This is a genomic window from Nocardioides luteus (assembly GCF_014648595.1).
GTDB lineage: Bacteria > Actinomycetota > Actinomycetes > Propionibacteriales > Nocardioidaceae > Nocardioides > Nocardioides luteus.
Window position 1 is genome coordinate 24,773 of sequence record NZ_BMRK01000009.1, and the last position, 20,039, is coordinate 44,811.

Sequence of the window (20,039 nt, forward strand, 5' to 3'; positions counted from 1 at the left end):
AACGCAAGCGCCATCCCGCCGGGTTCGAACCGCACGGCCGAGACGAGGCGCTAGTGTCGCAGCATGCGAGAACTCGTGGTGAAGGTGACCGTGGGCGCCGAGACGCCCGAGCGTACGAATCAGGCCTTCACGGTCGCCTCCGCGGCCGCGACCGCCGGCGCGAAGGTGTCGCTGTGGCTCACCGGCGAAGCGACCTGGTTCGCCGTGCCGGGTCGCGCCGAGGAGTTCACGCTGGAGAACGCCGCGCCGCTGCAGGACCTGATCGCGCTGGTCCTCGAGTCCGGCCAGGTGACCGTGTGCAGCCAGTGCGCCTCCCGGCGCGACCTCTCCGAGGACGACCTCATCGACGGCGTCGTCATCAAGGGTGCCTTCGTCTTCGCCGAGGAGATCCTGCGCGACGGTGTGCAGGCGCTCGTCTACTGAGCCGACGGCAGTCTTTGGACGACTGTCAGAATTACGCCGTTGTAGTTCCACCTGGCGGACGTGTTAATCATCTCGGAGACTCCACATACCACCTACTTCGCCGTTAGCATTCACCCCCGTGAGCACGCAGACCCCCAGTGGCAAGTGGTGGAGCCGGGATTCGGCCGCCCAGCCGGGTGACGACGAGGACCTGACGGCGCGCGCTGCCGAGTTGGCCCGCGCTGCCGCGGCAGCCGAGTCGCTCCGCATCTCCGCCGAGCAAGCAGCCGCCGAGCAGGCGGCCGAGCGGCTGGTGGCGGAGGAGTCCGCTGCCAAGCACGCTGCCGCCCGCGAGAAGGCAGACGAGACCGCCAAGCTCCACGCCGAGCTCGCCGCCGACGCCCACCAGGCGCGCGAGGCCGCCGAGAAGGCCGCGGAGGAGTACGCCCGGGCCAGGGTCGAGGCCGAGAAGCTCGCCGACAGCCGCGCCAAGGAGCGCGCCGAGGCCGAGGAGGCCGCGGTCGCCCGCGCGAAGGAGCTCGAGGAGGCCGAGCGTCGCTACCTGGAGGCCTCCCGCGCCGCCGAGGAGCAGACCACCGCTCGCGCCGAGGCCGAGGAGGCCGCTCGACTCCGCGCCGAGGAGGCTGCCGCTGCGGCCGCCTCCGCAGCCGAGGCTCACGAGAAGGCAGCCGAGCACGCCGAGCTGGCCAAGGCCGCCTACGCCGCCCGCAGCGTGGCCGAAGCCGCCGCCGAGGACCGTCTCGAGGAGATGGACGAGCTCCGCGACGCTCTGGCCGCGGCCGAGAAGGCCGCCCGCAAGGCGGCCGACGAGGCGCGTGCCGCCCACGAGGCCCGCAGCGAGGCCGAGGCCGCCGCCGAGGCCGCCTACGCCGCCCGCACCGACGCCGACAACCGCTCCGAGGAGCTCGCGCGGATGCGCGCGGAGGCCGACGCGGCTGCGGCCGGCCGTGCCGACGAGGCGCTGGCCGCGTTCACCGCCCGCCAGGCCGCCGAGCAGGCCGCCAACGACCGCGCCACCGAGGCCGAGAAGGCCGTTGCCGCGCGGATCACCGCCGAGGAGTCGGCGGTCGCCATGGCGACGCAGGCCGAGGAGGCCGAGCGGCTCCGCAAGGAGGCCGAGGCCGCCGCCGAGGCCGCCTACGCCGCGGCCGAGGCCGCTGCGACCGCCCGTGCCGAGGCCGAGGAGGCGGCGAAGGAGGCCTACGAGGAGCGCAAGTCCGCCGACGCCAACGCCGAGGACCACGCGATGACGCGCGCCGCGGCCGAGGCGGCGGCAGCCGACCAGTACGCCGTCGCGGCCGAGGCCCTCGCCGCGCGCACCGAGGCCGAGGAGGCCGCGCTGCGCGCCTTCAAGGCCGCCGACGCCGCCAACGACGCCCGTCTCGAGGCCGAGAAGAGCGCGAAGCAGTACGCCGAGTTCGCAGCTGCCGCCGCGCACGAGGCCAACGAGAACGAGGAGCGCTACCGCCAGCTCACCGAGCTCGCCTCCCAGGCCGAGCAGGCCGCCGAGGCTGCCAATCTCGCCCGGATGGCCGCCGACCAGCGCGCCTCCGAGCACGCCGACCTCGCCGTGCAGGCCCTCGAGGGCCGGCGCGCCGCCGAGCGAGCCGCGACCGAGGCCAACGAGGGCCGCCGGGCCGCGGAGGTCGCGCTCCGCGCTGCCCACGAGTCGATGGCCGAGGTCGTCACCACGCAGTCGCGTGAGCGCGAAGAGGCCGAGCGCCGGATGACCGAGATGATGAACCGTCTCGCCGACGTCCAGGAGCAGGCCGCCGAGGCCGTACGCCTCCGGGCCGAGGCCGAGGAGGTCGCCGGTCAGAAGGCGATCGACCGTCAGGCCGTCGAGGCCTCGATCCTGCACCACACCGAGCTGGTCGAGCAGGCGATCGTCGACCGCCAGTCCGCCGAGCGCCGCAGCGCCCAGCTGGCCAAGCAGCTCGCCGACCTGCGCGAGGCCGTCATGCTGGCGGTGAAGGGCGGCAGCACCAACAAGCGGGCGATGCAGGCTCTCGAGCTCACCCTCGCCGCGACCCCGGAGCCGCCCGAGGCGAAGCTGCCGATCCCGGACGCCCCGGCCCAGCCGTTGTCCGACCCCGGCCCGTTCAAGCCGGCCGGCAGCTTCGAGCCGGTCCCGAACGAGCCCGCCGAGCCTGCGGACTCCACCGAGCCCGCCGAGACCGAGCCTGCTGGGCCCGAGCCTGCTGAGCCCGAGCCCGAGACCTCCCAGGCCACCGCGCCCGCGCCGGTCGACTCAGCCCCGACCGCCAACCCTCCGACCGCACCCGTGGCGCTGCCCGAGCGGCCCACCGGCAAGCGGCAGGGCCCGAACGGAGGCGGCCGCAACGCGGACCTGCCCGACACCCCGAGCGATGCCCTCCCCCAGCGGTCGAGCGGCTGGCTGGCCGCGGTGAAGCTCGCCGAGTCCGGCAAGTTCCCCGGCGCCAAGATCCCCGGTGCCGACAGCGCCGCTCCGGCGCCGGAAGCCGAGGAGATCGGCGCCAAGAAGCTGACCGTCCGCACCTTCAAGCCGGAGGACGGCTCGCTCATGACCGAGAGCACCGTCACGGTCACCGAGGAGGGTGTGCTCGACGTCCGCAAGGACGAGCAGACCCACACCTACGACCTCTACGACACCCAGACCGACATCACCATCAAGGGTGAGCCGGCCACCGACGAGTGGGTCGTCGTCTTCAACACCGACGAGGCCGGTGCGGTCCAGGTCGACAAGTCGATGGTCGACGCCGAGGCGTTCCAGCGCGAGGTTCTGCGCTGGCGCCCGGACATGGCCGGCTGACCCCGAGCACACGGTCTCGACAGGCTCGACCTCCAGACCCGGTGGTCGAGCCTGTCGAGACCCCTTAGCCGCTACAGGTTCTCGCGCAGCACCCGAGCGATCTCGAGCACGGCCGCCCGTGACGTACGTCCGGCGCCGACCACGTTGAAGAACCCGTGGATCTGGTCGTCGAAGCGCTTGTGGACGACCTTGACCCCGGCCTCCTCGAGCTTGGCCACGTACGCCTCGCCCTCGTCCCGCAGCGGGTCGAAGCCAGCGGTCGCGACGTACGCCGGCGCGACCCCGGTCGCCGGGATGTCGGCGTAGAGCGGCGCGTGCCGCGGGTCGCGCGGGTCCGTGCCCTCGGGCAGGTAGTTGCCGGTGGCCGCGGCGATGAACTCCGAGGTCAGGTAGAACCCCTCGCCGAGCTCCTGGCGGCTGCGGGTGTTCCCCTCGGACTGGGTGACCGGGTAGATGAGCAGCTGGAACGCGCAGGCCTCACCGACCGCGAGCGCGACGCCGGCAGCCAGGTTGCCGCCGGCGGAGTCGCCGCCGACCCCGATCCGGGACGGGTCGACACCGAGCTCGGACGCGTGGTCGACCGCCCACCGGAAGGCCGCGAGCGAGTCGTCGTAGGCGGCGGGGAACGGTGCCTCCGGCGCGAGCCGGTAGTCGACCGAGAGCACCTTGACCCCGGACTCACGGGCGATGAGCCGGCACGGTGCGTCGTGGCTGTCGAGGTCGCCGAAGATGAAGCCGCCGCCGTGCAGGAAGACCAGGAGCGGCGCGTCGCCCGAGGCGCTCTCGGGGACGTAGAGCCGTGCCTTGAGCCCGGCGACCCACAGCTCACGCACCGACCCGATCTCCTGACGGCCGCCACCGAGCCGCGTCTGCCGCAGCATCGCCGCCCGCCCCTTCGGGATCGGCAGCGTCGACGGGTCCGGCTCCCCCGACACCTTCATCAGCGCGAGCATGGTCTGCGTGTCCACGGCGAGCGTCTGCCCGTCGTACGTCACCGGCTTGCCGACGATCCGGCGCTGCACCGCCGCCGGCAGGTTCATCGCGGCTGTGAACGCAGGCTTCTTCACCGGCACCAGCAGCGGATCGATCAGGGACGACGCACGCGCGAGAATCGACATGCGCACAAACTACCTGTTACCAGAGACATCGTGTAACAGGTAGTTCATCGGACGGTCGCCGGACGTACCTTGAAATCGGCCGTCGCGAACCCGGCTGCGGGTGGAAGACTGGTGTCATGAGTCTCGACCCGCAAGCCCCCACGCGCTCGGCCGAGGACACCGTCAGCCTGACCGCGGTCCCCGACCAGCCGTTCGACGTCGAGCCCGAGTACATCCCCGATCACGAGGCGCTGGCCGAGGTCGAGAAGTACGAGGACAGGTTCCTCGACCGGGAGCTCTCCTGGCTGCGGTTCAACGAGCGGGTGCTGGAGCTGGCCGAGGACGAGTCGCTGCCGCTGCTGGAGCGCGTACGTTTCCTGGCGATCTTCACCTCCAACCTCGACGAGTTCTTCATGGTCCGCGTCGCCGGCCTGAAGCGGCGGATCGCGGCGGGGGTCGCGGTGCGGGCCGCGTCCGGGCTGATGCCGCGCGAGGTGCTCGACACGATCTGGCGGACGGCCCGGGAGCTCTCCGAGCGCCACGCCCGGGTCTTCCGCGACCAGGTGAAGCCGGCGCTGCTCGAGGAGGGCATCCAGCTGCTCCACTGGGAGGACCTCTCGCCGGAGGAGGTCAAGGCGTGCAAGAAGCTCTTCAAGGAGCGGGTCTACCCGGTGCTGACGCCGCTCGCGGTCGACCCGGCCCACCCCTTCCCCTACATCTCCGGGCTCTCGCTCAACCTCGCGGTGCGGCTGCGTGACCCGAAGACGAAGAAGAAGCACTTCGCCCGGGTGAAGGTGCCGCCGATCTTCACCCGCTTCGTGCCGCTCGGCAACGACCGCTTCGTACCCCTCGAGGAGGTCATGGCCGAGCGCCTCTCCAAGCTCTTCCCGGGCATGGAGATCCTCGAGGTGCACACGTTCCGGGTGACCCGCAACGAGGACCTCGAGGTCGAGGAGGACGACGCCGAGAACCTTCTCACCGCGCTCGAGAAGGAGCTGCTCCGCCGCCGCTTCGGCCCGCCGGTACGCCTCGAGGTGCAGGAGTCGATGACCGACTCCACGCTCGACCTGCTCGTCTCCGAGCTCGGCATCTCCGACAAGGAGGTGTTCCGGCTGCCCGGCCCGCTGGACCTGCGCGGCCTGCACGGCATCGCCGACATCGACCGGGAGCAGCTGAAGTACCCGGCGTTCGTGCCGAGCACCCACCCCGCGCTGGCCCCGGTCGAGAGCGCCGCGCCCGTCGACGTGTTCAAGGTGGCCCGCCGCGACGACGTGCTCCTCCAGCACCCCTACGACTCGTTCGCGACCAGCGTGCAGCGCTTCATCGAGCAGGCGGCGGCCGACCCGCGGGTGCTGGCGATCAAGCAGACGCTCTACCGCACCTCCGGCGACTCCCCCATCATCGACGCCCTCATCGACGCCGCCGAGGCCGGCAAGCAGGTGCTGGTGCTGGTCGAGATCAAGGCCCGCTTCGACGAGGTCGCCAACATCCGCTGGGCGCGCAAGCTCGAGCAGGCCGGCTGCCACGTGGTCTACGGCCTGGTCGGCCTGAAGACCCACTGCAAGCTGGCGATGGTGGTGCGCGAGGAGCCCGACGGCACGATCCGCCGCTACACCCACATCGGCACCGGCAACTACAACCCCAAGACCTCCCGGCTCTACGAGGACATGGGGCTGATCACCACCAACGAGGCCATCGGCGAGGACGTCGCCCACCTCTTCAACAACCTCTCCGGCTGGAGCCGCCAGGCGACGTACGAGCAGCTGCTGGTCGCCCCAGGCAACGTACGCAGCGGCCTGATCGAGCAGATCCACGCCGAGATCGCCCACCACCGGGCGGGACGGCCGGCCAGGATCCGCCTGAAGGCCAACTCGGTGGTCGACGAGGCGATCATCGACGCGCTCTACCTGGCCTCGCAGGCCGGCGTGCCGGTGCAGCTGCTGGTGCGCGGCATCTGCGCGCTCCGCCCGGGCGTGGAGGGGCTGAGCGAGACCATTGAGGTGCGCTCGATCCTGGGACGGTTCCTGGAGCACTCGCGGATCTTCTGGTTCGAGAACGCCACCGCCGAGGACGGGGAGGGGCCGGTCGCCTGGATCGGGTCGGCCGACATGATGCATCGCAACCTCGACCGCCGGGTCGAGGCCCTCGTACGCCTGCCCACGCCGGAGCTGGTCGCCGAGGTCGGCGCACTCTTCGACATGGCTTTCGAACCGACCACCGACGCGTGGGTCCTCGAGCCCGACGGCACCTGGACCCGCAACCACGCTGCGAACCATCTGCAGGCGATGTTGATCACACGACAGCGCCAGCGCAGGCGCGCCGCGACTGGCTGAACACGCCCTGGCTTGCGTTGTGTCAAGCGGACTCGCCTAACATGAGCCCGCAGGTCTGCCTCATCCAGCCAGGAGCCCCTCGTGCGTTTCCGTATCCGACCGGTCGACACGTCGTTCTACGACCTGTTCACCGAGTCAGCCACCCACCTCGTCGGCGGCGTAGCGCTGCTGGCAGAGATGCTCAGCGACACCGCCGATCGTGAGGACGTCGCGCGTCGCATGCGTGACGCCGAGCATGCCGCTGACGAGACCACCCACGCGCTGGTCAAGAAGGTCAACTCGACCTTCGTCACGCCGTTCGACCGCGAGGACATCTACGCCCTCGGCTCCGGTCTCGACGACGTGATGGACTCGATGGACGAGGTCGTCGACCAGATCTTCGTCTACGGCGTCGAGACCATTCCCCCCGAGCTCTCCGACCAGGTCACCGTGCTCCAGCGCTGCGCGGAGCTCACCGCCGCCGCGATGCCCAACCTGCGCTCGATGACCGAGCTCTCGGAATACTGGATCGAGATCAACCGTCTCGAGAACCAGGGCGACAAGAACCACCGTCGCATCCTCGCCAAGCTCTTCTCCGGTGAGTACGACGCGATGGAGGTCCTCAAGCTGAAGGACATCGTCGAGTCGCTCGAGGACGCGATCGACGGTATGGAGAAGGTCGCCAACACAGTCGAACAGATCGCCGTCAAGGAATCCTGAGCCCCCGTGATCTCCGACATTCCGCGCTACCACGCGCCTGCCATCACGCATGCCGGCGGCGGCGCCGCCGCTCGCAACGTCTGGAAGCCTGAAAGCACCGCCTGATGGAACTCGCCATTGTCATCGGGGTGGTCGTCGTCGCCCTGGTCTTCGACTACACCAACGGCTTCCACGACGCCGCCAACGCGATCGCGACATCGGTGTCCACACGCGCACTCACTCCGCGCATCGCCCTCCTGCTCGCCGCGGTGATGAACTTCGTCGGTGCCTTCCTGGGCCAGAAGGTCGCCCACACGGTCTCCGACACCATCACCCCACCATCAGGCGCCCACGGGCTGACCGTCGTCATGGCAGGTCTGCTCGGCGCGATCGCCTGGAACCTGATCACCTGGTACTTCGGTCTCCCCTCGTCCTCCTCGCACGCGCTCATCGGTGGCCTGGCCGGCTCGGCCATCGCCGCCGGCGCGTTCGTCAACTGGTGGACGGTGCTGGAGAAGGTCGTCATCCCGATGTTCGTCTCGCCGGTGGTCGCCTTCGGGCTCGGCTTCGGCGTCATGCTCGCGGTGATGTGGCTCTTCCGCCGCACCAACCAGCACCGGGCCCAGAAGGGCTTCCGGATCGCGCAGACGATCTCGGCCGCCGCGATGGCCCTCGGCCACGGCCTCCAGGACGCCCAGAAGACGATGGGTGTCATCTTCCTGGCCCTCGTCACCGGCGGCTTCCTCTCCGAGAGCGACGGTCTCCCGTTCTGGGTCATCGCCGCAGCCGCCACCGCGATCTCGCTGGGCACCATGTCCGGCGGCTGGCGCATCATGCGCACCCTCGGCCGCCGCATCATCCACCTGGACCCCTCGCGCGGCTTCGCCGCCGAGTCGGTCGCCGCCTCGGTGCTCTACACCACGGCGTACGTCTGGGAGGCCCCGATCTCGACCACCCACACGATCACCTCGGCGATCATGGGTGTCGGCGCGACCAAGCGGTTCTCAGCGGTCCGCTGGGGCATCGCGAAGTCGATCGTCGCGGCCTGGGTCTTCACCTTCCCCGCCGCCGGCGGCGTAGCGGCCCTGACCTACCTCATCTGCCACTTCGTCTTCCAGCTCCCGTAAAACAGCCGAGTCGGCGCGGTGCTGGTACAGCCCGAGTCGGCGCGATCCTGGTACAGCCGAGTCGGCGCATCTGACCCCGTGCCTCGCGAAGCGAAGCGAGCGAGAGGGGTCGGATGCGCCGACTCGGCGCGTGATCACCTACACCAGCCGAAGACCAGTCACCCGAACCGCCCCGAGATATAAGCCTCGGTGTCCGGGTTGTCCGGGTTCGTGAACATCTGCTTGGTGGGGTTGAACTCCACCAGATGCCCAGGCTGACCAGCAGCCTTCAGGTTGAAGAACCCGGTCTCGTCGGAGACCCGGGCAGCCTGCTGCATGTTGTGGGTGACGATCACGATCGTGTAGTCGGACTTCAGCTCATGGATGAGGTCCTCGATCGCGGCGGTGGAGATCGGGTCGAGGGCCGAGCACGGCTCGTCCATCAGCAGCACCTCGGGCTGGACGGCGATCGCGCGGGCGATGCAGAGCCGCTGCTGCTGGCCGCCGGAGAGGCCCATGCCGGGCTTTCCCAGACGGTCCTTGACCTCGTTCCAGAGGTTGGCGCCGCGCAGCGCGTCCTCGACGATCTCGTCCGCCTCGGCCTTCTTGATCCGCTTGGAGTTGAGCCTGTTGCCGGCGAGCACGTTGTCGTAGATCGACATCGTCGGGAACGGGTTGGGCCGCTGGAAGACCATGCCGACCTTGCGGCGTACGGCCACCGGGTCCACGCCGGAGCCGTAGATGTCCTGGCCGGCGATCGAGATCTTCCCCTCGACGTACGCGCCGGGGATGACCTCGTGCATCCGGTTGAGGGTGCGCAGGAAGGTCGACTTGCCGCAGCCGGAGGGGCCGATGAAGGCGGTGACCGACTTCGGCTTGATGGACATGGTGACGTCCTCGACGGCCTTGAAGTCGCCGTAGAAGATGCTGGCGTCCTTGACGCTGATGGACATGGGGTTCTCCTAGCGCCCGGTCTTGGGGGCGAAGATCGTGCCGACGATGCGGGCGATGAGGTTGAGGGCCATGACGAGGACGAAGAGCACCAGCGCCCCGCCCCAGGCGTACTCGACGCCCTTCGCCGTGGCCTCGGACAGCTGGGTGTAGATGAAGACCGGCACGGTCATCATCGGGCTGTCCTCGAGGGCGTTGGTGTTCATGTTGGGGTTGAAGCCGGAGGCGACCAGCAGCGGTGCGGTCTCGCCGATCACCCGCGAGATGGAGAGCACGACGCCGGTGACGATGCCGCCGACGGCGGTCGGGAGCACCATCTTGGTGATGGTGCGCCACTTCGGCACCCCGAGGGCGTACGCCGCCTCCCGCAGGTCGTCGGGGACCAGCTTGAGCATCTCCTCGGTCGAGCGGACGACGGTTGGGATCATCAGCAGCGAGAGCGCGACTCCGCCGCCGAACCCGAAGCGGGTCCCGGGGCCGACGACCAGGGTGAAGAGCGCGAACGCGAAGAGGCCCGCGACGATCGACGGGATCCCGGTCATCACGTCGACCAGGAAGGTGATCGCCTTGGCGAGGCGGCTGCCCTTGCCGTACTCGATCAGGTAGATCGCGGTCATGATGCCGATCGGGATCGAGATCAGCGCGGCGATGCCGGTGACGATCAGGGTGCCCATCAGCGCGTGGTAGAGGCCGCCCTGCTCGTCGCCGGTGACCGAGCGCATCGAGTAGGTGAGGAACTCCGGGCTGATCGCGGCGGTGCCGCGGGCGACGACCATGTAGATCAGCCAGATCAGCGGGATCACCGCGACGCCGAAGGCCGTCCAGACGAGCCCGGTGACGAGCTTGTCGGTCGCCGAGCGCCGGTTCTCCACGAGCAGCGCCCACAGCGGGTAGCCGAGGACGAAGGCGAGCCCCCCGACGGCGACGGCACCCACGATGCCGGCGCCGAGCACCAGGCTCAACCCGCCCAGCGCAGCTGCCGCGATCGCGACCAGCCACTGGGCTCCTCGCGGGAGCGTGGCGTGGGACAGCTCCGTCTCTTGCGCGGAGAGGTCGATATCGGTCACTTGGCCCTCCCTCGGGCGACGATCCAGCGGGCGAGCGCGTTGACCAGGAACGTGAAGGCGAACAGCACCAGGCCGGTCGCGATCAGCACGGACAACCGGTCGGGCGTGCTCTCCTTGTAGCCCTGCGCGATGTGGGCCGCGATGGTCTGCGGGTTCTGGGTGCCGATGACGAACAGCGAGACGACCACCTTCGGCGAGGCGATCATCGCGATCGCCATGGTCTCGCCGAGCGCACGGCCGAGACCGAGCATGACGGCGGAGACCATGCCGGAGCGGGCGTAGGGGAAGACCGCGTAGCGGACCATCTCCCAGCGCGTGGCGCCCAGCGCCAGTGCCGCCTCCTCGTGCAGCCGCGGCGTCTGCGCGAAGACCTCGCGGCAGATCGAGGTGATGATCGGCAGGATCATCACCGCCAGCACGATCGCAGCGGTGAACAGCGTGCGCCCGTTGCCCGAGGGCTGGCCGTCGAAGAACGGCAGCCAGGCCAGGTTCTCGGCCAGCCACCCGTGCGCCGGCACCAGGTAGGGACCGAGCGCGACCGCGCCCCAGAGCCCGAAGACGACCGACGGCACCGCCGCGAGCAGGTCGATGACGTACGCCACCGGGACGGCGATCCGCCTCGGCGCGTAGTGGCTGATGAACAGCGCGATCGCCACCGAGAACGGCACCGCGATGATCAGCGCCAGCACGGCTGCGTACATCGTGGCGAACAGCAGCGGGACGACCAGCCCCAGGAACGAGCCCTGGCCGGCATAGTGCTGCTCGTCCACGTCGAAGCCCGGGATGCCCTCGATGCCGAGGAAGATGAAGACGGCGGCCAGGGCCACCAGGATCAGCGCGGCAGCGGCGACCGCGAAGCCGCGGAAGACGATGTCGCCGACCGAGCCGCGGCCGGAGATCCCGACCGCGGCTCCGGCCACGGATCCGTCCGCGGCTTCGCCCACTGCTTCGTCTCGGACGGCTACCATCTCAGAGCTCTGGAGACTCACTTGATCCCGGAGACGAGCTCGAGGGCCTTGTCGGCGATCTCCCGGTCGAGCGGCGCAGAGCCGGCCTCGTCGGCGGAGGCCTGCTGGCCCTCCTCGGAGAGGACGTACTCGAGGTAGCCCTTCACGTTGGCCGCGTCCTCGGCGTTCTCGTAGGACGGGCAGGCCAGCAGGTAGGAGACCAGCACGACCGGGTAGACGCCGGCCTCGGTGGTGGTGCGGGCGACCTCGACGGCCAGGTCGTTGTCGCTCAGCCCGGCCGGCTTCGAGGCGGCCAGGATCTTCGCGGCGGCCTCGGGGGTCGGCTCGACGAAGTCCTCGCCGACCTTGACCTTGACGGTGGTGAGGTCGTTCTCGCGCGCGGCGGACTCGTCCAGGAAGCCGATGTAGCCGGCGCCCTGGAGCGCGGTCACGACGCCGGCGGTGCCGTCGGCGCCCTCGCCAACCTTGATGCCGGCAGGCCATTCACCGTCCGGCTTCTCGGACCAGCCACCGGCCTGGGAGAGGTAGTCGGTGAAGTTCTCCTGGGTGCCCGAGTCGTCGGAGCGGTGGACCGGGGTGATCGCGGTGTCCGGGAGGTCGGCCTCCGAGTTGAGCGCGGTGATCGCCTCGTCGTTCCACTTCGTGATCTTTCCCGAGAAGATCGCACTGAGCGTCTCGGCGTCGAGGTTCAGCTCGTCGACACCCTCGACGTTGAAGGCGACGGCGATCGGCGAGACGTACGCCGGGACCTGGATCGGGTCGGCGCCGCACTTCTCCTTGGCCTTGCTCAGCTCGCCCTCGTCGTCGTTGAGGGCGGAGTCGGTGCCGGCGAAGAGGTAGCCGCCGGAGACGAAGCCCTCACGACCCGAACCCGAGCCGACGGGCTCGTAGACGACGCTGAGGTCGGGGTTCGCGTCCTGGATGCCGGCGACCCATGCCGCCTGGCCCTTCTCCTGCGAGGAGGCTCCGCCACCCTTGATGGTGCCCGAGAGGGTGCCTTCCCCGTCGCTGCCGCTGTTCTGCTCGTTGGCGGCGCCGCAGGCGCTGATCGCAAGAGCAAGAGTCGCAGCCGTGATGCCCGGGACGAGTGCCCGGCGCAGCGAGGTGGTGTTCACGCAAGTCTCCTGATGAAACAGTCGATTCGGAGTTGTCGTGACGACCGTAGGGAGCCGAGGTGGACAGGAAGATCGGCGTAGGTGAACACAGCCTGAACGCGGGGCGCAGAGTCGATGGCAACTCGGTGTCAGTCGCAGACACAGAAGATGAACAGGCTCGATTCAGGCCCGGTCAGGCCTCGAGCTCCTCCACCGCACGGATCTCGCTGGCGGCGACGTGGAGCACCGCCAGTCCACCCTTCGCCAGCTTCGGGTCACGCACGCCCAGCCCTTCGAAGAGCCACGGCAGCACCGGACGGTGCGTGCAGATCACGGTCGGGACCGTCAGGTCGCCCAGGACCTTCGCGGCCAGCGCGGACGCGCTTTCCCTGTCGGCGCCCTCCTCGCTCAGCAGGCTCGTCTGCTCCGGCACGATCTCGGCGAGCCCGGCGTAGGGAGCCACCGACTGCACGCAGCGGGTGCTGCTCGAGGTGATCACCCGGCGCACGTCGTAGGCCGTCAGCAGCCCGGCCAGCGTGACCGCCTGGGTGCGCCCGGAGTCGTCGAGCGGCCGCGCCGCGTCCTCACCCTCCCAGGCAGAACGACGGACGGCCACCGCGTGGCGCAGGACGATGAGGGGCGTGGAGGGGTGGCGTACGTCCTCGGCCTGCTGCAGCGTCTCGCGGTCGTGCAGATAGCTGAGCCGCTTGCGCGCCTTCTTCACCGAGAGCCACTCGACCCGGTCGATCTCGTCGTTGGCCGGGTAGTCGTCGACCACGTCGCTGGTGCCGGCCGCGGTGCGGGCCACCCAGTAGTGGACCACCTTCGTGCCGGCCTCGACCGGATACCGCTGCGGCCGCAGCGGACGGCCGAGCGCGACCCGCAGGCCGGTCTCCTCCAAGGCCTCGCGGATCGCGGTCACCGGCAGGCTCTCCCCCGGGTCGACCTTGCCCTTGGGGAAGGACCAGTCGTCGTACTTGGGTCTGTGGACCAGTGCCACCTCGGCCCGGCCACCGTGCTCACGAAAGACCACCACGCCGGCGGCCGGGATCTCGGGCATGGACACAGGGTATGTCGAGAAGACGACCCGTTCGTCTAAGGTTCGTCGGGATGCCGCCCTCCCCCCAGCTTCTCGAACGCCCCAGGATGTGGGCAGACCGCTCGTCCCGAGTCGTACGCGCCCACCCCGTCGTCACCGTCGCGGTGGGCGTCGTGGTGCTCGCGCTCGTCATCTTCCTGGCCCGGGCGTGGGCGGCCCGCGGGGACGATCTCGACAAGGCGTTGAGGCTGGCTCCGGACGAGGCGACCCGTGTCTCGTTCACCGACTGGTCGGGCATCCGACAGAGCCTCGGGGCCGACCTCGACGCCGACTCCTCCCCGGAGGAGGTGCACGAGATGATCGACGAGGCCTACACCAAGGACCTCACCTCGACCTCCGTGCTGCCCGACGCGTCCGGGCTGCTCCAGCAGCACTTCGGCTGGTCGCCGGCGACCCTCGACTGGGAGCTCTACACCCAGTCGACCGAGGGCGCGCTCATGATGGGACATCTCTCGGACATGGACGCCGAGCACCTCGCCGACCAGCTCACCTCGATGGGCTTCACCGCTCCGGAGGACGACCCCGCCGACGGCGGCGTCTGGGACGGCTCGCTGGTGCCGTTCTCCACCTTCACCGACTCCGGCATCGACTCCACGATCACCCCGCAGGTCACCTACATCGCGTTCGTGCCCGAGCACGATCTCGTCCTCGCCTCCGACGGCCGGCGCTATCTCAGCGACCAGGTCGAGACCCTCGGTGACGGCCACCTGAACGACCCGATGACGCAGGCGGCCGAGCGGCTCGAGGACCCGCTCTCGGCCTACGTCTACGACGGTGACTTCACCTGCGGCGAGATCGGTCTGGGCAGCGCGTCGGCCGCCGACCAGGATCAGGCCGACGGTCTCGTCGACGCCGCCGGCGACATCAACCCGATCGCGGGCTTCGCGATGGCCGCCGAGAAGAGCGGCGACGTACGCGTCGCGATGTCGTTCGAGAACGACGACCAGGCGCGTACGAATGCCGACACCCGGGCCAAGCTCGCCGTCGGACCCGCGCCGGGCCAGGGCGGCACCTTCGACGAGCGGTTCGCGCTCGGCAAGGTCGCCGCCGAGGACGAGGTCGTCACCATGCAGCTGCGGCCGAAGGACGACGCGGCCGTGCTCTCCGACCTGGCGAACGGGCCGCTGCTCTTCGCGACCTGCTGAGGCGCCCTACGGAAGGATCCCGAGGATCCGGTCGATCTCCTCCTGGGAGAGATGGTCCTCGGACTCGCTGGCCGCGACGATGAGGTTGGTGGTGAGCTCGACCTCGAGGAGCAGCTCGGGATCTTCCAGCGTCACATCGAACTGATCCGCCACGCCCGCCGCCTCCTCACGTCACCCACAAGCTCGTCGTCCCATCATCGCCCAGTTGTGGTCGATCTGCGCGCTGATCCGTCAAGAACCATCAAAAGTTGTCACATCAAGCGTGACACAGAAGCCTGAGAGGGCTCCAATCAGACCACGAGGCCCCAGCCGAACGGCTGGGGCCTCGTTGCAGATGATCAGTGTCGGCTGACGCCGAACCCGAGATCGCCTTGATTGATCAGAGAGGACGAACGTTCTCCGCCTGCGGACCCTTCGGGCCCTGAGTGACGTCGAACTCGACCTTCTGGTTCTCGTCCAGGGACTTGTAGCCCTGCGTCTGGATCGCCGAGTAGTGCACGAAGACGTCGTCGCCGCCGTCCTCCTGCGCGATGAAGCCGAAACCCTTCTCGGCGTTGAACCACTTAACGGTGCCCTGAGCCATCTGCTCGTTACTCCTTAGTCGGGGCGAGAGGCCACCAGGTTCGGTAGCCCCGCATCAGGGGCGGGTGACACGTCGCTCCGACCTGTGTTCCCGAACCGGGGCCCGGGCGAGCACAGAGCAGAAACGCCGTTGGATCACAAACTCCGCAGGCGTCAGACCTTCTGGAACTTGCTCCTGTTGCGGGAGTGACATTAGCAACTCCCGCGCCTGGGGGAACCCCCCTTGACCGATCGTTTTACGTGCGAAGCGGTGAAGGTTCCGCAACAAAGCTGCGAAAGAGCCGCTCAGCGGCACGTACGCAGCCTCTCGCCGCGCCTCCGTCCGGGCGTGTTTCCGGAGGGATCGGACGCCGACGACGAGGACAGAAGACCCTCACCCGGAGCCCGGGCGAGGGTCTTGTCGCGGTAGGCCGTGTCGGTCTCGAACCGACGACCCATGGATTAAAAGTGGACAGCCCCGCAGGCTCTGACCAGCCCAAACATCCCAAGATGTTTGTTCCCGGGGAGGAATAGGGAGGGCCCTCCCCGGTCAGACCACGGAAAACCCGAGCCAACCTGGGTCACCGGGTGCCATGCTCATCCCTTACGAACGGCCAATCTTGGAGCGCGACTAGCGGTCCTAAGTGCTAACGGCCGTCATCGGGATGAGGGCCCCGACCGGACTCGCAGCGTGTGACGTATCGATCGCATCGCCTTCGCGGGTCATTCGCGCCATCAATGGTGTCCTCCCGGGCGCGACGTTCGAGTGGCCTCGAGTGTGCCGAGAAGCGCGAGGGCATCGGCGCTAGTTGATCCAGCCGCCGCCGTGGCGACGGTGAGTTGCTGGCCGGGGGCGTCGCGGACGTCAAGGGTCTGGTAGCTCAGGGTCAACCGGCCGACGTCGGGGTGGTTGATGATCTTCTCGGTCAAAGTGAGACCCGCCACTGTCTGGTCGGCCCAGAACGACGCGAACTCCGACGACGCGACGAGCATGCGGGACACGAGGGGAGGGACGGCCGGATGTGGCTTGGTGAAGCCAGCAGCCAGGCGGAGAGCGCTGACCGCCGAGCGTGCGACTTGGTCCCAGTGTTCGAAGTAGGTTCGCGCAGCGGGGTCGACGAAGAGGTAGTCAAATGCACCGAGGGACAGCTGCGACGGGCCGAGGAGTGCCTTGGCCGTGGTATTGGCGGCCAGGATCTGGAATCCGGGCTCCACGACGTAGGCCGCGGCATGAGGGAAGGCGTCCATGAGCTGGAGCAACTCGGGGCTGACCGGTCCTGGCTCAGGTTGGATCGCGGGCGCGAGCCTTGCGAGGCGGAAGGTGTGCTCCCGCGCGTCGGGGCTGAGTCGCAACGCGGTGCACAGGGCGTCGACCACCTGGGCCGACGGGCTCCGCTCCCGGCCCTGTTCGAGTCTGGTGTAGTAGTCGACGCTGACGCCGGCCAGTACGGCTACCTCCTCGCGGCGCAGCCCGGCCACCCGCCGCCCGCCGACGTCGGGCAAGCCGACGTCGGCGGGCGTGATGCGGGCGCGCTGCGCGCTCAGGAACTCGCCCAGCGGGCCAGGTGATGTCGCCATGTGCTTCACGCTAACCGCACTCATCCAGCACAGGCAGGGTGCGGCGCTCCCTGCCTCGCGGCGAGGCCTTGCCACCGCAGTGTCCGTGCAACGGGCCGTTCATGTGACCGGGTCGCGCAGGATCGTGCGCAAGGAGTGTTGGGGCGTGTCGCGGGTGAAGGCGTCCAGATGAATCTCGTGATGAGGGCCACTCCGGTGAAGACCGCGCTGCCGCGCGAAGTCGCCAAGTCGCCCGAGCGTGGTGAACTCCTCGGCGAAGGGGCCGTGGTGCATGACCTGTACGACGTCTTGTTCGGGAATGGCGAAGACGGCGACTTCATCCGACATCGTGTCCGCGGCGCTGGCCGCTCTGGCCCGGGCGTCCTCGATGTCCTGCCTAGTGGTTCCAGGGGGCACCTGCGCCAGCACTCGGTAAAGCAGGGAGGGGACCGGGTTCACACTATAGAAGTCGGCGATCTCGACGGGCTCGGAATCCTGCGGATACCAGTACTGAATCTCTTCGGCCGGCACGGTGCCGGACTCGTTTAGGTGTCGGGCGATTTCGGTGACCAGGGTCTTCTTCCGGTAGAACTCGTCGGTTCCCGGTGACCCGGCGCCCAAGACAGCGACGTAGGTGGCCGCAGGCGCCAGGACGTGCTCGGGCTCGTCGGCGGCGTGCAGGTGGTGGGTGGGCTGCGAGACAGACATGGATCCTCTTTCCGGTGTTGCGGAGGCGTGGCGGGAGGTGTAGTGCCGTGTGAAATCAGTCGGACTCGGGCCCGGCGGGGGCGGTCCGCGCGATCGTGGACTTCAGCCCAGCCCCAATCCGATTCATGGTCCGGGCGTAGGCCTCATCGAGGTCGATGCCGAGCTTGTCGGCCAGGACGAACGTCCACCACATCGACTCAGCGAGCTTGTGCTCAAGCTCCGCGCGCGGGTCGCCGTCGATGCCCCAGGTGCCCTCGTTGGCGAGCAAAAGGCGCCCGATGTACCCAACGTCGTTGGTGAAGCCGATCATCAACTCGTGCATCGACCAGGTCTTGCCGTTGAAGCGCTCCTCCAGTACTTCATAGAGGGCGCGGACGGCCAGCGCCTGCTCGCGGGCGGTGTCGAGTGATGCGGTGGGCTCAGGCATGGGTGCTCTCCTTCGAGTTGGTGGGTCGGTTATCAGGGGGCGCCGGGAAGGCAGACATCGCCCTGTTGACGCTGGCCAGCAGAGACCTTCGCGGCGTCCCGTCGGCGGCACGGATTGCGAAGCCGCTGCTGAGCGTGATGAGAAAGGCGGCGAGATCGTCAGGGTCCTCGTCCGCAGGCAGATCGCCGTCGGTGATCGCGCGACGGAACCGGTCGGCGAAAAGCTGCTGGACCGTCGCGCGGTTCTGGGCGAGCACGGCGTACTCGCCCGACTCGGCCGGGGCGGAGACGGCCTGCACGGACAAGCAGCCTGCCGGCTGCCCGGGGACGGTCACGGCACGGGCATTGCCAGTGAGGAAGGCCTCCGCGCACGTTCGTGCCGTCGGCTGCTGCAGGGCCTCAGTGACGTACTCCATGTTGCGCTCGACATAGCGGCGTAGCGCAGACTGGAACAGTTGGGCCTTGTCGCCGAATGCTGCATAGATGCTCGGCTTGTTGATGCCCATCGTGGCCGACAACTCCGACAGGCTGGCGCCTTCAAAGCCGCGTCTCCAGAAAACTTCCACCGCGGCATCCAGTACCTCGTCAGCGTCGAACCTGCGAGGTCTTCCTGGTCCAGCCATGGTCACACTCCGTCATCACTTCTGGTTTTCATAACGCTTGGTACAAAATATTGTGCCACAGGGCCGCGGCCCTGTCACGGCCGACCATGAGCCGAAAGGGGGTGCAGTGCTCCCTGCCTCGCGCACCCTTCCTCGCCTGGCTGCAGCGGCGCAGGCTGGCCGTGCGTCGCCCCCACCGGGGGCCACTCCTCCGACCAGGAAGGTGAACAACCGTGCCTCTTGACCACTACCGCACCCTGGGCCGCAGCGGACTGCGGGTCAGTCCCCTAGCGCTCGGCGCCATGAACTTCGACGACGGCAGCTGGGGCACCGCACCCGCGGACGCCTTCAGCATCCTGGACCGCTACTTCGACCTCGGCGGCAACTTCGTCGACACAGCTAACGCCTACAACGGGGGCCAGTCCGAGGAGGTGCTGGGCCGCTACTTCGCGGAGCGGCCAGAGCGCCGCCAGCGGGCAGTGCTCGCCACGAAGTTCGGCGGGACCATGCGTCCAGACGACCCGAATGCGGGCGGGGCCAGCCGCAAGGCGATTCACGAGGAGATCGACGCTTCCTTGCGACGCCTGCGAACGGACTACGTCGACCTGTACTGGATGCACCAGTGGGACCGGCACACCCCAATGGAGGAGACACTGTCCACGCTCGACGACCTCGTCCGGGCCGGGAAGGTTCGGGCGATCGGCGTGTCCAACACGCCCGCCTGGTGGGTCGCCCGCGCGGTCACACTCGCTGAATGGCGAGACCGGACTCCGATCGCGGCGCTTCAGGACGAGTACTCCCTGCTGGCCCGGACTCCGGAGGGCGAACAGTTCGGTCTCGCGAAGGAACTCGGCCTCGCCATCGTTCCATGGAGCCCCTTGGCTAGCGGGGCACTATCCGGTAAGTACACGCGAGCGACGCCGACCGCCGGCGACAGTCGTCGCGGTGCGCATGTTGCGCCCCACGTCGGCGACGCGCTGTTCGACCTGGTCGAGGTCATGGAAGAGATCGCCGATGACGCGGGCGGCACGGTTGCCGGCGTCGCCCTGGCATGGGTGCGACAGCAGGACGCCGTCACGTCCACACTGATCGGGCCGCGCACCGTCGACCAACTGAACGACAACCTCGCTTCGATCGACATCGACCTCAACGCCGAGCATCTGGCCCGGCTGTCCGCGATGACCACGCCAACGCTCGACTATCCGATGACGGTGATGGACAGCATCGCCCTACCCTTCCAGTACGGACCCACGACCATCAACGGCCTCACCTCGAGAGCTTTCCAGCGATGAACGCCGCCGCACTGTCGGCCACCCGTCGCCACCGGACTCCGCACGTCCGCAATGTCTCGTCCGCCCCGAGGCATTGACAGAGGCGCCCACAGACGTCGACTACGCCACCTCATAGCCGCGAACGCCAGTTCGTCCATC

At 68.9% G+C, this 20,039-nt stretch carries 19 protein-coding genes; 7 read left to right on the plus strand and 12 right to left on the minus strand.

All coding sequences use genetic code 11. The annotated features are described in order from the left end of the window. Positions 1–63 precede the first annotated feature (63 nt). Both IEY81_RS12695 and IEY81_RS12700 read left to right on the plus strand, forming a co-directional pair. Positions 64–423 (plus strand): DsrE family protein, encoded by a 360-nt coding sequence (locus tag IEY81_RS12695; RefSeq protein ID WP_189118845.1) that lies wholly within the window; start codon positions 64–66, stop codon positions 421–423. Between the two features lie 118 nt (positions 424–541). Further along, complete coding sequence (locus IEY81_RS12700; RefSeq protein ID WP_189118846.1) at positions 542–3,217, plus strand: coiled-coil domain-containing protein; 2,676 nt, start codon at positions 542–544, stop codon at positions 3,215–3,217. Between the two features lie 71 nt (positions 3,218–3,288). Here the strand turns inward: IEY81_RS12700 and IEY81_RS12705 are convergent, their stop codons facing one another. Continuing rightward, complete coding sequence (locus tag IEY81_RS12705; protein ID WP_189118847.1) at positions 3,289–4,335, minus strand: alpha/beta hydrolase; 1,047 nt, start codon at positions 4,333–4,335, stop codon at positions 3,289–3,291. 116 nt (positions 4,336–4,451) lie between these two features. Here IEY81_RS12705 and IEY81_RS12710 point away from each other — a divergent pair, with 116 nt between their 5' ends. The 3 genes from IEY81_RS12710 (at position 4,452) to IEY81_RS12720 (ending at position 8,452) form a co-directional block, all read left to right on the plus strand. Then, the gene (locus tag IEY81_RS12710; protein WP_189118848.1) at positions 4,452–6,647 is read left to right on the plus strand and encodes an RNA degradosome polyphosphate kinase; all 2,196 of its coding nucleotides are present in this window, start codon (positions 4,452–4,454) and stop codon (positions 6,645–6,647) included. 81 nt (positions 6,648–6,728) lie between these two features. After that, positions 6,729–7,346, plus strand: a complete 618-nt coding sequence (locus tag IEY81_RS12715) for a DUF47 domain-containing protein (protein ID WP_189118849.1) — start codon at positions 6,729–6,731, stop codon at positions 7,344–7,346. A 104-nt stretch (positions 7,347–7,450) separates the two neighbouring features. Further along, positions 7,451–8,452: an inorganic phosphate transporter gene (locus IEY81_RS12720; protein ID WP_189118850.1), complete on the plus strand. Its 1,002-nt coding sequence runs from the start codon at positions 7,451–7,453 to the stop codon at positions 8,450–8,452. 158 nt (positions 8,453–8,610) lie between these two features. Here IEY81_RS12720 and pstB read toward each other — a convergent pair whose 3' ends face one another. The 5 genes from pstB to IEY81_RS12745 all read right to left on the minus strand — a co-directional run bounded on the left by pstB (position 8,611) and on the right by IEY81_RS12745 (position 13,571). Continuing rightward, positions 8,611–9,384 carry a phosphate ABC transporter ATP-binding protein PstB gene (pstB, locus tag IEY81_RS12725; RefSeq protein ID WP_189118851.1) on the minus strand — a complete coding sequence of 258 codons (774 nt, stop codon included), beginning with the start codon at positions 9,382–9,384 and terminating at the stop codon, positions 8,611–8,613. A gap of 9 nt (positions 9,385–9,393) precedes the next feature. Then, complete coding sequence (pstA, locus tag IEY81_RS12730) at positions 9,394–10,449, minus strand: phosphate ABC transporter permease PstA (protein ID WP_189118852.1); 1,056 nt, start codon at positions 10,447–10,449, stop codon at positions 9,394–9,396. Continuing rightward, positions 10,446–11,393 carry a phosphate ABC transporter permease subunit PstC gene (gene pstC / locus IEY81_RS12735; RefSeq protein WP_229787798.1) on the minus strand — a complete coding sequence of 316 codons (948 nt, stop codon included), beginning with the start codon at positions 11,391–11,393 and terminating at the stop codon, positions 10,446–10,448. Before pstC ends, pstA begins: the two co-directional genes overlap by 4 nt. Before the next feature lie 41 nt (positions 11,394–11,434). After that, positions 11,435–12,532 (minus strand): phosphate ABC transporter substrate-binding protein PstS, encoded by a 1,098-nt coding sequence (locus IEY81_RS12740; protein ID WP_189118853.1) that lies wholly within the window; start codon positions 12,530–12,532, stop codon positions 11,435–11,437. Between the two features lie 172 nt (positions 12,533–12,704). Beyond that, positions 12,705–13,571: an NUDIX hydrolase gene (locus tag IEY81_RS12745; protein ID WP_189118854.1), complete on the minus strand. Its 867-nt coding sequence runs from the start codon at positions 13,569–13,571 to the stop codon at positions 12,705–12,707. 50 nt (positions 13,572–13,621) lie between these two features. Between IEY81_RS12745 and IEY81_RS12750 the strand changes: the two genes are divergently transcribed. After that, positions 13,622–14,755 (plus strand): hypothetical protein, encoded by a 1,134-nt coding sequence (locus IEY81_RS12750; protein WP_189118855.1) that lies wholly within the window; start codon positions 13,622–13,624, stop codon positions 14,753–14,755. A 6-nt stretch (positions 14,756–14,761) separates the two neighbouring features. On the opposite strand, the gene IEY81_RS12755 is transcribed toward IEY81_RS12750, so the two are convergent. From IEY81_RS12755 to IEY81_RS12780, 6 genes are all read right to left on the minus strand, one after another. Then, a complete protein-coding gene (locus IEY81_RS12755) occupies positions 14,762–14,908 on the minus strand; it encodes a hypothetical protein (RefSeq protein ID WP_189118856.1) in 147 nt (48 codons plus the stop codon). Between the two features lie 226 nt (positions 14,909–15,134). Beyond that, positions 15,135–15,338, minus strand: a complete 204-nt coding sequence (locus tag IEY81_RS12760; protein WP_134720686.1) for a cold-shock protein — start codon at positions 15,336–15,338, stop codon at positions 15,135–15,137. 713 nt (positions 15,339–16,051) lie between these two features. Next, a complete protein-coding gene (locus IEY81_RS12765) occupies positions 16,052–16,894 on the minus strand; it encodes a helix-turn-helix transcriptional regulator (RefSeq protein ID WP_189118857.1) in 843 nt (280 codons plus the stop codon). 99 nt (positions 16,895–16,993) lie between these two features. Then, entirely contained in the window at positions 16,994–17,581 is a 588-nt protein-coding gene (locus IEY81_RS12770; RefSeq protein ID WP_189118858.1) for a GyrI-like domain-containing protein, read from the minus strand. A 55-nt stretch (positions 17,582–17,636) separates the two neighbouring features. After that, a complete protein-coding gene (locus tag IEY81_RS12775) occupies positions 17,637–18,008 on the minus strand; it encodes a nucleoside triphosphate pyrophosphohydrolase family protein (RefSeq protein ID WP_189118859.1) in 372 nt (123 codons plus the stop codon). Further along, positions 18,001–18,573, minus strand: coding sequence for a TetR/AcrR family transcriptional regulator (locus IEY81_RS12780; protein ID WP_229787800.1), 573 nt, complete (start codon positions 18,571–18,573; stop codon positions 18,001–18,003). Before IEY81_RS12780 ends, IEY81_RS12775 begins: the two co-directional genes overlap by 8 nt. Before the next feature lie 269 nt (positions 18,574–18,842). Between IEY81_RS12780 and IEY81_RS12785 the strand changes: the two genes are divergently transcribed. Continuing rightward, positions 18,843–19,901, plus strand: a complete 1,059-nt coding sequence (locus IEY81_RS12785; RefSeq protein ID WP_189118861.1) for an aldo/keto reductase — start codon at positions 18,843–18,845, stop codon at positions 19,899–19,901. The last annotated feature ends 138 nt before the right edge of the window (positions 19,902–20,039 follow it).